The sequence below is a fragment of the Aquamicrobium terrae genome, assembly GCF_040545735.1.
Classification (GTDB): Bacteria; Pseudomonadota; Alphaproteobacteria; order Rhizobiales; family Rhizobiaceae; genus Mesorhizobium; species Mesorhizobium terrae_A.
Map to the genome: position 1 here is coordinate 60,968 of NZ_JBEPML010000012.1, position 12,131 is coordinate 73,098.

General features: G+C 61.5%; 10 protein-coding genes. All 10 read left to right on the top strand.

Going from position 1 to position 12,131, the window contains the following annotated elements; all coding sequences use genetic code 11:
* Window positions 1-7: 7 nt before the first annotated feature.
* On the top strand, window positions 8-1,597 hold the full coding sequence (locus ABID37_RS17015; protein ID WP_354196912.1) for a rhodanese-like domain-containing protein: 1,590 nt from the start codon (window positions 8-10) through the stop codon (window positions 1,595-1,597).
* Complete coding sequence (metC, locus tag ABID37_RS17020; RefSeq protein ID WP_354196914.1) at window positions 1,590-2,756, top strand: cystathionine beta-lyase; 1,167 nt, start codon at window positions 1,590-1,592, stop codon at window positions 2,754-2,756. Before ABID37_RS17015 ends, metC begins: the two co-directional genes overlap by 8 nt.
* 436 nt (window positions 2,757-3,192) lie before the next feature.
* The gene (locus ABID37_RS17025) at window positions 3,193-3,708 is read left to right on the top strand and encodes an RNA polymerase sigma factor (protein WP_354196916.1); all 516 of its coding nucleotides are present in this window, start codon (window positions 3,193-3,195) and stop codon (window positions 3,706-3,708) included.
* Window positions 3,709-3,813: 105 nt separating this feature from the next.
* Window positions 3,814-4,818, top strand: coding sequence for a FecR family protein (locus ABID37_RS17030; protein WP_354196918.1), 1,005 nt, complete (start codon window positions 3,814-3,816; stop codon window positions 4,816-4,818).
* Between the two features lie 155 nt (window positions 4,819-4,973).
* A complete protein-coding gene (locus ABID37_RS17035; protein WP_354196920.1) occupies window positions 4,974-7,508 on the top strand; it encodes a TonB-dependent siderophore receptor in 2,535 nt (844 codons plus the stop codon).
* Between the two features lie 92 nt (window positions 7,509-7,600).
* The gene (locus ABID37_RS17040; RefSeq protein ID WP_354196922.1) at window positions 7,601-8,554 is read left to right on the top strand and encodes an ABC transporter substrate-binding protein; all 954 of its coding nucleotides are present in this window, start codon (window positions 7,601-7,603) and stop codon (window positions 8,552-8,554) included.
* A gap of 22 nt (window positions 8,555-8,576) precedes the next feature.
* Window positions 8,577-9,620 carry a FecCD family ABC transporter permease gene (locus tag ABID37_RS17045; RefSeq protein WP_354196924.1) on the top strand — a complete coding sequence of 348 codons (1,044 nt, stop codon included), beginning with the start codon at window positions 8,577-8,579 and terminating at the stop codon, window positions 9,618-9,620.
* Window positions 9,617-10,702, top strand: a complete 1,086-nt coding sequence (locus ABID37_RS17050; RefSeq protein ID WP_354196926.1) for a FecCD family ABC transporter permease — start codon at window positions 9,617-9,619, stop codon at window positions 10,700-10,702. The genes ABID37_RS17045 and ABID37_RS17050 overlap by 4 nt, the downstream gene beginning before the upstream one ends.
* Before the next feature lie 50 nt (window positions 10,703-10,752).
* Entirely contained in the window at window positions 10,753-11,568 is an 816-nt protein-coding gene (locus ABID37_RS17055) for an ABC transporter ATP-binding protein (protein ID WP_354196928.1), read from the top strand.
* 145 nt (window positions 11,569-11,713) lie between these two features.
* Entirely contained in the window at window positions 11,714-11,962 is a 249-nt protein-coding gene (locus ABID37_RS17060; protein WP_354196930.1) for an FMN-binding negative transcriptional regulator, read from the top strand.
* Window positions 11,963-12,131 lie beyond the last annotated feature (169 nt).

Sequence of the window (12,131 nt, forward strand, 5' to 3'; positions counted from 1 at the left end):
CCCGGAGATGATCGAGATAATATCCGCGCAGGTCGCCAGAAAGCGAATCCATGGCAGCACCGAAATAGCGGTGCTGGATGTCCGCGAGTATGGGGAATATGGTGATGGCCATCTGCTGTTCGCGTCGAATTGCCCGTACAGCACGTTGGAAAAGCGCGTCCTGAAACTGGTGCCTTGCAAGGCGACGCCGTCCCTTCTTTGCGATGGGGGCGACGGGGTGAGCTGCAAGGCAGCAAATCGGATGCAGGAACTCGGTTACGAAACTATCCTGACCATCAATGGCGGGGTTCCCGCATGGCAGGCGGCCGGTTTCCGGTTGTTTGCTGGGGTGAATGTTCCTTCCAAAGTGTTCGGCGAAATGGTTGAGGCGGCCCGGCATACGCCGCATATCGATTCCGAAGAACTGTCCAGATGGTCAGCGGAAGGCAAACAATTTTTGCTGATCGATACGAGACCGCCGACAGAACATGCACGGATGACCCTCCCGGGGGCCGTCAGCATGCCCAATGGTGAACTCATTCACCGCCTGAACGCGTTGAACCTTCCGCAGGACACGCCAATCGTTCTGCATTGTGCGGGGCGCACGCGTGGTCTCATCGGAACACAGACACTGATCGATGCGGGCATTCCCAACCCAGTTTACGCGTTCGAAAACGGAACGCAAGGATGGGCATTGTCGGGCCGCAAACTTGTGCAGGGGCAGACGCCGCTTCCTTTGCCTGCTCTTACTGACACAGAGCTGGATGACAGTGCATGGCGCGCCGCGGATTTCATAGCGCGTCACGATATTCCGGTAACGGATGCCTCGGAAGTGAGCGCATGGCAGGCTGATACGACACGCTCGACTTATCTGCTCGATGTGCGGTCCCGACAGGAGTTTGAGGCCGGACATTATCGCGGTTCGGTTCATGCTCCGGTTGTCCAGATCGTTCAGGCGACGGATGAGTGGGTTGCCGTGCGCCGCGCCCGTCTTGCGCTAATCGACGACAGCGGCATCAGGGCCGCGACTGCCGCCTACTGGCTGCGGCAATTGGGTTTCGATGCGGTGGTGGTTCGGGGCGCGCTGGATGGCGAACTCGTTTCTGGCGCGTCCGAAAGTCTTCAGCCCGCGAGCCTTGCGACAATCAACGCACAGGAACTTCTCCGGTTGCAAGGAGACTACGCGCAGATCGTCGATCTTCGGTCGAGTTCCGCCTATCGGTCCGGCCATCCTGCTGGTGCGCTATGGGGCATACGACCGCGTCTCAAAAGTCTGCCACTGCCGAAAACAGGCGTGGTTGTATTGGTGGCGGATGATCCCGATCTTGCGGTCCTTGCAGCGAAGGACATTGCCGAACAGGCTCCGGATCTTCAGCTTCGACTGCTGGAGGGTGGCTTCGATGCATGGAAGGCGGCGGGAGGTTCGCTGGAACATTCCACAGATATACCGGCTGCCGTGGACGCGATAGATTTTCTGGCATTCCTGCATGACAGGCATGATGGAAATCTGGATTCAGCCCGTCGTTATCTGGCGTGGGAGACTGGCCTAATCGAACAACTGGAAGCCGACGAACTTTCAGAGTTTCATCTGGTCGGCGGAAAGCAAAGTCATGCGTGAAAAAACTCTTCTCGTGCAAGCGGGTCGTCCAGATCAGGATACGCCACACCAGGTCAATCCCGCGCTGGTTCGGGCTTCGACTGTCTTGTTCCCCACCGTGGAGGCGATGCAGGAGACCCGCCAGCGCCGCGAAGCGGGGGAACAGATTTTTTCATATGGTGTTCGTGGAACACCGACCACACATGCGCTGGAAGATGCCGTTACCGTGCTGGAACAGGGCGATCGGACATTGATCTATCCGTCGGGATTGACCGCGGTGGCCGTCGTGCTGCTTACGTTTGCCCGACCATGTGATCACGTGGCGATTATCGATACCGTTTATCCGCCAGTCCGCCATCTTTGTAACGATTATCTCGCGTCTCGGGGCGTTGAGGTTAGCTATTTCGCGCCATCGCCGGAAGGCATGAAGGCCGTACTGCAACCCAAAACACGTCTGGTTCTGGCGGAGACCCCCGGTTCTGGCACCTTCGAGGTTCCCGATATTCGTGCCCTTGCAGCGATGGCACACGAAAACGGCTCACTGCTTGCCGTCGATAACACATGGGCGTCCGGTCTTTTTTTCAAGCCGCTTACGCAAGGAGCGGACATCTCCATACAGGCGGCAACAAAATATATCTGCGGTCATTCCGACACCATGCTGGGAACCGTCACGGTCAGCGGCGCGGCTTTCATGCCTCTGTTTGAGACGACGACAGCGATGGGGCTTTGTGCAAGCCCAACGGATTGTTACGACGCGCTAAAAGGATTGCGCACGCTGGAAGTGCGCCTGCGTCGGCATGAAGAATCTGCGCTGCGCGTCGCGCGATGGCTTGCCGGACAGGATACGGTTGCCGATGTCTATCATCCCGCGCTTGAAGGTTCGGTCGGACACTCAATCTGGAAGCGCGACTTTACCGGATCGAGTGGCCTTTTCGCCTTCTCGCTTGCGCCGGAACTGGCTGCCCGCTCAACGGCGTTGGTCAATACCCTTTCTCATTTTGGAATAGGCGCTTCATGGGGCGGCTTCGAAAGCCTTGCCTTACCGGTCAAACCGGGGCCGATACGCACCGCATCGGCGTGGGCGGGACCAGAAACGATTATCCGGCTGCATGTCGGTCTGGAGGATACGGACGATCTAATTGAGGATCTCGACCGGGCGATTAGGCGCATCAGCACGTAGTATTTCGCATCCTGGCACGCGGATAGAGTAATGATGGCAGTTCCGTTACAATAGCGTAGCTTCCACCAAATATTTCGCGGCGTGTCGAACGATGCGCCTCGAAGAGAAGCCGAAGCTTCAAGACTGAGACGGTCAAGTTCACGATTTAAGGGATCTGACATCCGTCCTTTGGCTGCCGCAAAGATTGTTGCAGTTGCGCAACAACCTGTAAAAAAATGTCGCGCCGTATAATGCTTTGGCCGTTCCGCCAATGGTGCGCTAACGCTCAGCGATCAATGAAATCAAACACTAAACCTGACAATGATGCGCAAGATTTGTCGTTCCAAGCTGGAGCAATCTAAACCGTTGCCGTTGCGGGGAATTTCCCAACCCTTTAGGTCGTTTTTGTCCTCCACACGTCGGAGGCGCTTTGTCGTTTCCTGCTATTGTGGTTCGCGTGGACAGGCTGACACTCGGAAAACTGATCGGTGCTTTCGTCAAGGTGCGGCCGCGCCTCGAAGCGGTCGCGCAGGCGCGCACCGGTAGCCGGGCGACGGCCGAGGATCTGATCCAGGACGTGTGGCTAAAGCTTGAAAACACACGCTTTGACGGCGAGGTCGAGAACCCCGGCGGCTTCATCACCCAGGTCGCGAACACGACGGTCGCGGGACATCTGCGCAAGGAGCGCCGTCGCGCCGAGATCGACGCGGAAGTGTGCGGGCTGCTGTGGGACAGCATTGATGAAGCATCGCCCGAGCGGGTGCTGATCGGCCGGGAGAAACTGTGCTCCGTGTGCGCGGCGCTCGATGAGCTGCCGCCGAAGACGCGGCGAATCTTCCTGATGAACCGCATCGAGCAGATCCCTCATCGCCGGATCGCCGAAACGCTCGGCATCAGCGAGGAGGCGGTCTATTACCATATCCGTCGGGCACTCGAGCGGTTGGCTGAACTCCGCGACGAACTGGCCGACTGAATTTTTCAAAATCTCTTTAGGCAAAGGACGCTCTCACGCGTCTATAAGGTAGAAGCACTCGAATCTGAGTGCATCTGCCGATCGAACCCGTATTGCGCCGAGTGAATGGACGAGCCCGACAAACGCCCTGACATAGACCGCCGGATCGCCCTTGATGCGCGTGACTGGATCGTGCGGCTCACCTCCGGCAATGTCAGCGACATGGATCTCCAGCGCTTCAAGGCGTGGCGCGACCGCTCGCCTGATCACAGCCAAGCTTTCGAGCGCGAGCGGATGTTCTGGCAGCAATTGCAGGTTCTTGACGGCGAGTCTGACGGCATGCCGCCCTTTCGTCCGCCCCTCCGTCACCGGGGGCACGGCCTCATCAGCCGGCGCAGCTTTCTGATTGGAGGCGGCGTCGCCGCTGCGGCGGCCGCCGCAGCCGTGGTCGCCGTGCCGCGTCTGCAATTGATGTGGAACGCGGATTTTACGACCGCCGTGGGCGAGCAGGCCGAGATTCCGCTTCCTGACGGCTCGGTCGCCACGCTCAACACCGACACGGCGATCGCTGTGGACTTCACACCTCAGCTTCGCCTCGTCACCTTGCTGAAAGGGGAGGTGGAGTTCAAGGTCCGCCCCGATCCGTCCTCGCTGTTCCGGGTTGCTGCGCTCGGCGGCAACAGCGATGCGCTGGGCACGACGTTCTCGGCGAAGGCAATCGAGGGCGTGGCGACGATTACGGTGCGCGAAGGCCATGTGCGCGTGACGGGGCCGGCCACGCCGACCGATCTCAACGAGATGGCAGCCGGGAAGGTCGAGCTCGTGACAAGCGAGCAGACGAGCTATGTGGCTGGCGAGGGGCCGTTGCCGGCTTCAGCTGTCGACACCGATGTCGTCATGGCCTGGCGCTACGGTAGGGTTATATTCGAGGGCAAGCCGTTCTCGGCGGCGATCGCCGAGCTCGGCCGCTATGTGCCCGAGCGCATCGTGCTCAGGCCGGGCGTAGGCCCCAACGTGCCGGTCAGCGCGATCTTCTCGACCAGGGACGCGTTCGACGCGGTGCAGGCGCTTGCAAAGACGCAGGGCCTCGTGGCGCGCCGGATTCCCGGCGTCGTGATCCTCGTCACTTGACCGCCGCGAGACTTTTCTCAAAAAAGTTGCGATTCCGTCTTTAGGCAAAACACCCCCTCACGCGTCAATGTAGTGAAGGGACCAGGCACAGGACTACCCACGCCCTTCGGCTAGTGGCCCACACGGGCTGTTTTTCAGAGAGGGTACGGGGTTCGATGAACAAGGATAGTGCTGCACACGACATTTCCCGGCGGGCACACCGCCGGCTGTTGACGGCGCTCATGATGAGCACGGCGCTTTACCTTGGTGTATTCCCGGCTGTCCTGTCCGTCCCGCAAGCGGCCGCACAGACGGCGCGCGCACATAGTTTCAACATTCCGCGCCAACCGCTCAATCGTGCCCTGCGCTCCCTCGCCGACCAGACCGGCATTCAGATCGCCTATCAAACCTCGATCGCAGCCGGCACCACAGCTCCAGCAGTCACCGGCACCATGTCGACTGAACAGGCATTGGCGCTGATGCTTTCCGGCTCCGGCCTGCGCTACAGTTTCACCAATGCCAACACGGTGACGATCCTCGACGCGACAATGTCAGCCGAAGCAGGAAGCATAAATGCCAATGGTTCGCTGGTGCTTGATACGATCAACGTCCAAGGCCAGGGCGCAAATCCGAACTCGACGATGGCGCCTATGGAGCCTTACGCAGGCGGTCAGGTCGCACGCGGCGGCCAGGTCGGAATGCTCGGTAATCGCGATGTCATGAACACGCCGTTCTCCCAGACCAACTACACGAACAAGACGATCAAAGATCAGCAGGCCCAGACCGTTCAGGATGTTCTGTCGAATGATCCTTCCATACTGACCAAACAAAACAGCCCGAGCGATGAAGACGCCTCAATGACCATTCGGGGCTTCTCGACCGGTCACTCATCCGGTTTCGGTAGTCTGAACGGGTTGCCCGGCATGGCTCCACTGCGTTCGCCGGACATGAATTACATCGAGCGTGTCGAAGTGCTCAGGGGGCCGAGCGCCCTGCTAAACGGCATGGCGGCATCCGGAGCAGGCGGTGTCGGCGGCTCGTACAACCTCGTCACCAAGCAAGCCGATGACGAACCGCTGACCGAGCTGACCACCGGCTACATTTCGAACTCGCAACTGGGTGCCCATGTGGATTTCGGCCGACGCTTCGGCGAGAACAAGCAGTTCGGCATGCGCTTCAATGGTGCATTCCGCAAGGGTGATACGTCAGTGGACCCCATCTCCGCGGAAGTGGGATCGGCGGCGCTCAATCTGGATTATCGCAGCGAGCGAGTCCGATTATCGGCTGACATCTTTCATCAGATGGATGAAGCCAGCCCGCAAATCTTGCAGCAGTTGTCTGCTTCCGGTGCCCGCGGCGGCGTCGCCTTCATTCCGGAGGCTCCCGACGCCGGAACCAGCCTCCATCCCGAATGGAGCGAACAACGCAGCAGATTGACCGGGGGAATGGTGCGGGGAGAGGTCGACATTACCGACAATGTCACGGCTTATGGCGCCATCGGCAAGCAGAAACTGGATCTCACACTGATAGGCCCGAGCCAACCGACACTGCGCAATGTGGACGGAACTTTTGGGTGGAACAGCGCCGAGTACTCGAATTATTCCTATGACGTATTGTCCATGCAGGGCGGTTTGAGGGCGACGGCGTCGACCGGACCGGTGGACCATGCCCTCAGCCTCAATCTCTCACAGTCCTGGATGGAGAATGGATCGGCGGAATTCTCAACCCCGTATACCTACACCACGAACCTTTACAATCCGATCTTCGGGCCCGCTCCGTTCCTCACTAGTCCAGGCGATCCCAAGAAAACAAGCGAAAGCCGCGTCTCGAGCATCGGCGTCGCCGACACCTTATCGATCCTCGATGAGCGGATCCAGTTCACCGCAGGCATCCGCTACCAGGAAGTGGCATCCGACAATTTCAACACGACAACCGGCGACAAAACCTCCAGTTATGACGGCAAGGCGTGGACCCCGGCTTTCGGTTTGGTCGTCAAGCCATGGGAGAACGTCTCACTCTACGCCAACTATATAGAAAACCTGCAGCGGGGAACTATAGTCGGCACGTCGTACGCAAATGCTGGCGAAGTCTTTCCACCCTATGTCAGCAAGCAGTACGAAGCGGGCGTCAAGGTCGATTGGGGTACGGTGACGACGACGCTGGCGGCGTTCCAGATCGCCCAGCCGAACACCATTGCCATTGACGACCCTATCGACCCTGTCAACAACCCTCAGACATTGACCCTCGACGGCGAACAGCGCAATCGCGGTATCGAGCTGAACGCCTATGGCGAGTTCATGCCCGGCCTTCGCCTGATGGGCGGCGTCACGCTGCTCGACGCCCGGCTGACGAAGACACAGGGCGGTCTCAATGACGGCAACAGGGCAGATGGCTCGGCGCGCATACGGACCGTGGTCGGCGCCGAATGGGATACGCCGTTCCTGCAAGGTCTGACCCTGACCGGCCGTATCACCTACACCGGCGATCAAATAGCCAGCAGTTCCAGGGACGACTTGAAGATCCCGTCCTGGACGGTCGTCGATCTCGGCGCGCGCTACACCTTCGACTCGCCATGGAACGACAAGCCGATCACGGTCCGCTTCAATGTCGATAACGTGTTCGACAAGGACTATTGGTCGGGAACGAACACCAGATACATCCAGCTCGGCGCACCGCGCACATTCCGCCTTTCGACCGCATTTCAATTCTGATGGCGGTGACTTTCTCAAACGTCACCTCGCGGCGTAGTTGTCCAGAGTTTCAACCACCTCTCCGCCCAAGGAAGAGAAAGAAGAACACAGCCATGATCATACCCTCCCTGAGACGGCCCACTGCGGTTCTGACCGCCGCCTTGCTGGGCGTCTCGCTCGTTCTTTCTGCAGCCATCGGTGCCTCGGCGCAGGAAACCCGCACTATCGACGCTGACAACGGGACAATTGAGGCTCCCGCCAACCCGCAGCGGATCGCAACTCTCGGCAGGGCCAACGGGTCATTCCTCGCGCTCGGCGGCAAGCCGATCGCGGTCACGAAGCTCAGGCAGGGCGATTTTGATGCCTTGCTCGAGGATCAGCAGGCCGCGTACGAAGCAGCGACACTTCTCGGGACGAGCGCCAGTGAAGCCGACCTCGAGAAGCTGGCGAGCCTCAAGCCCGATCTTATCTTCATCTCGGTTCCCAACGCCGACTTCGAGCAGATGAAGGAGAAATTGGAAGCGATCGCCCCGACAATTCTCCTGGGTTTCCATAGCGATTGGAAACGACGTGTCGAGGTAGTCGCGGAGGCAAGCAACAAAGTCGACGTGCTCAACAAGCAGAAGGCGGACTACGACCAGCAGGTCGCCGCGATCAAAACAAAGTACGCGGAGACCATCAAGAACGACACGTTCGTCGAAGTCGGCAGTGGGGAGTTCTCCAAGGTGGCTGTGTTCCATCTCAACGGCTCGACCTGCACCGAGGTCGTGCGGGCGGATGTCGGTCTCGACATCGCCGATCTGGGCGAAGGAGGCCAAAGCCGGTCGTACGAGCAGATCGGCGCGTTGGCGGACTACGACGTGATCCTGTATCCCGTCGATCACAAGGGCAACGTGACGGAAGCATTCCGCCCCATGACGGAGTCCAGCGCGTGGCAGGCGCTTCCTGCCGTGAAGTCCGGTCGCACCGTCGGCATCTACTGCCCGCTGGACAGGTCCTACCCGGGCAACTCGCGGTACATGGAATCGCTCGACCGTGGCCTCGCAGCGCTCCCGAAGGATGAGTGAGGGCATCACCCGGCGAGTTCTCATGGGGGTGACGCCTGTCACGGACAAGGAACCACCGGCGCCGCTGATCGCGCTCCGGCGCCGTCGATTTGCCGGGTTGGTCGCTGCTCTGGCCGCCTTGACCATCGTGACGGTGCTGAGCGTGATGGTCGGGTCGCAGGCGATCGCGCCATCGGTGGTGTGGGATGCCCTGTTTAATCCGTCGGATGACTTCGATCACTTCGCGATCAGCGACTTCCGGCTGCCGCGCACGATCGTCGGGCTCGCGGTGGGCGCAGCGTTTGGGATCTCGGGAGCGTTGATCCAGGCGCTGACCCGCAACCCTCTGGCCGATCCGGGCATCCTCGGCGTCAACGCGGGCGCGTCCTTCGCGGTGACGGTCGCCGTGGGACTGCTCGGCGTCAGCGACATCCGCGGCTACATGTGGTTCGCGTTCGTCGGAGCGCTGGTCGTTACGATCGTGGTGCTCGCTCTCGGGTCGACCAGACGCGGCCAGTCCCCGGTCGTGATGGTGCTTGCGGGGGTATGCGTAGGCGCGGTTCTCGGGGGCGCCACGTCCGCGCTGACCATGACGAACCCCGACGCCTTCGATCAGATGCGTGCCTGGGGCGCGGGCTCGATCCTGGGACGTCCGCTGGAGATCGTGTGGCCGGTGCTACCGCTCTTGGGGGTGGCGCTTGTGCTGGCGCTCATCACATCCAGATCGCTCAACGCGATGGCTCTCGGCGATGAACTGGCGGCGTCGCAAGGAGTCAGGCTGGTGCGGACCCGGATACTTAGCGTGGCCGCGATCACCCTGCTGGCCGGCGGCGCGACTGCGATCGCCGGGCCGATCGGCTTCGTCGGACTGATGGTCCCACATGTCGCCCGCTGGATCGTGGGCCCGGATCAGCGCTGGATCTTCGCCTACAGCGTGCTGCTTGCTCCGAGCCTGCTGCTGGCCTCCGACGTCCTCGGCCGGGTTGTCATGGCACCCAGTGAGATCCCGGTCGGGATCGTGACGGCGTTCGTAGGCGCCCCTGTGCTGATCGCGCTGGTACGGCGCAGGAAAGCGAGCGGGCTGTGAGCATCGTTTCGTCTCGCTTCGGTCGCGCGATGTGCGAGAACCGAGTGGACTTCGGGAGGCCGACGCTCGTGGTGCGCAGGAGGCGGCTCGGGTTGCGGATCGATCTGCGGAGCATTGTCGTCTGCGTCGCGCTTGCGGTCGCGGTGATCGTGCTCGCGCTGGTCGCTCTGGCGACCGGCTCGTATCAGCTCAGCGTCGGCCAGGTGGTATCCGCCCTCACCGGTGGAGAGGCCGGCCTCATTCACGAAATCGTGGTCGAATGGCGGCTGCCCCGGATGACGGCGACGGTGGTGTTCGGCGCTGCGCTGGGGGTCAGCGGGGCGATGTTCCAGTCGCTGACCCGCAACCCTTTGGCATCGCCCGACGTGATCGGGTTCGACTCCGGCTCCTATACCGGTGCGCTGATCGTCATCATGCTGATCGACGGCGGCTACCTGGAGGTTGCGGGCGGCGCTCTGCTGGGCGGCATCGCGACCGCGATGCTGGTGTACGTCCTCGCTTGGCGGCGCGGCGTGCAGGGGTTCAGGCTCATCGTCGTAGGAATCGGAGTCTCCGCGATGCTCACCTCTGTGAACACCTGGATGATGCTCCGAGCCGACCTGGAAGTGGCGATGTCTGCCGCCGCCTGGGGCGCCGGGTCGCTCAACGCAGTGTCCTGGGATCAGGTCGCGCTCGGTGGCGCGCTCATCGCCGCGCTGCTGATGCTCGCGGGAGTGCTGAGCCGACCGATGCGGCAAATGGAACTGGGAGACGATACCGCCGCCTCCCAGGGGGTACGAATCGCAGACGCTCGGCTGGGCCTGATCGTCGTGGGCGTGGCGCTGACGGCGACGGTGACCGCGGCGTCCGGGCCCATCGCGTTCATCGCTTTGGCAGCTCCGCAGATCGCCCGCAGGCTAGGCCGCACCGCCGGGATCACCCTCGCGCCCGCCGCCCTTGCAGGCGCTCTGCTGCTGGGAGCGGCGGACTTCGTTGCCCAACACATCGCCCCGACCCCGCTGCCGGTCGGCCTGATCACCGTGATGATCGGCGGCGGCTATCTCGGCTGGCTGCTGTTCATCGAAGCGAGGCGACGCCTGTGAACACTTTTGCCCACTCCATCCGTTCCGCGACTCCGAAAGCCCGATCCGCCATGCCCGACGCTCGACACACCGCCAGTTCCCGGCTCCACGTCGAGGGAGCATCCATCGGGTACGATAAGCGCATCGTCAGCGAGGACCTGTCAGTGTCGATTCCGGACAGGTCGTTCACGGTGATCGTGGGCCCGAATGCGTGTGGCAAGTCGACGCTGCTGCGCGGACTGTCGCGGCTGCTCAGGCCTTCTGCTGGGCGGGTCGTCCTCGACGGTGCGAACATCCAGTCCTACAAGACCAAGGAAGTGGCGCGGCGGATCGGATTGCTGCCGCAGACCTCGATCGCTCCCGATGGGATCACCGTCGCCGGCCTGGTGGCGCGAGGCAGATATCCGCATCAGGGGTTCATGCGAACGTGGACCGAGGCCGACGAGCAGGCCGTACTGGATGCCATGGCTGCCGCTGCCGTCACCAATCTGTCGGGCCGGCTGGTCGACGAGCTTTCGGGCGGGCAACGGCAGCGGGTGTGGGTGGCGATGGCGCTCGCGCAGCACACCGACATCCTGCTGCTCGATGAGCCCACGACCTTCCTCGACATCACGCACCAGATCGAACTGATGGAACTGTTCACCGACCTCAACCATGCCGGACACACCCTGGTCGCCGTGCTGCACGACCTCAACCACGCCGCCCGTTTCGGCACCCATCTGATCGCCATGAAGGATGGCGCCGTCGTTGCCGAGGGAGCGCCGTCGCAGATCGTCACGGCCGAATTGGTGGAAGAGGTCTTCGGCCTGCGCTGCCTCGTCGTGCCCGATCCCGTGGTCGGTACCCCGCACGTCGTCCCGCTGGGCAGGAACCGGGAGCGGTCATGACGGGTCCGAACGGATCGTGCTTGAGCCGAGCGGAAGCTCCAATGCCGGCCAGCGCGATCTTCTCGACCAGAGACGTGCTCGACGTGGTGCAGGTTCTGGCGAAGACGCAAGGTCTTGTGGCGCGCCGCTAAGGAATAGGGTCGATATGGCATTCGGTTCGCAGCCCGCGGCCTTCACTGAGTGGCTCAAGCTGGTGGTTAGGCGAGGGACAGCTTTCGCTTATGTAACGCCGAGCTGGAACCCTTCTAGGCGGGAGCATGACAAGATCATTCCGTCCTGGAACTTCGTCGTTATCCACGCGTATGGCAGGTCCGAATTCTTCGATGACGAGGCAGGTCTCCTCTACGCCGTTATCCGCCTGACCGATCTTTGCAAGCATCTACGGGAGCCGTGAGCAGTCATGGAAGCCCCGGTCCGGTTCGTCAGGTCACAACGCAGCGGAATAGCTAGCGTACGCCTTCTGATCACTCGCGTCGAGGGCACGCGCAAGATGAGCCAGAACCGGGATGAAGCCGACCAATGTGGCGGCCGGACCGCGTGCCAGCGATCGTACCGAGGATGCC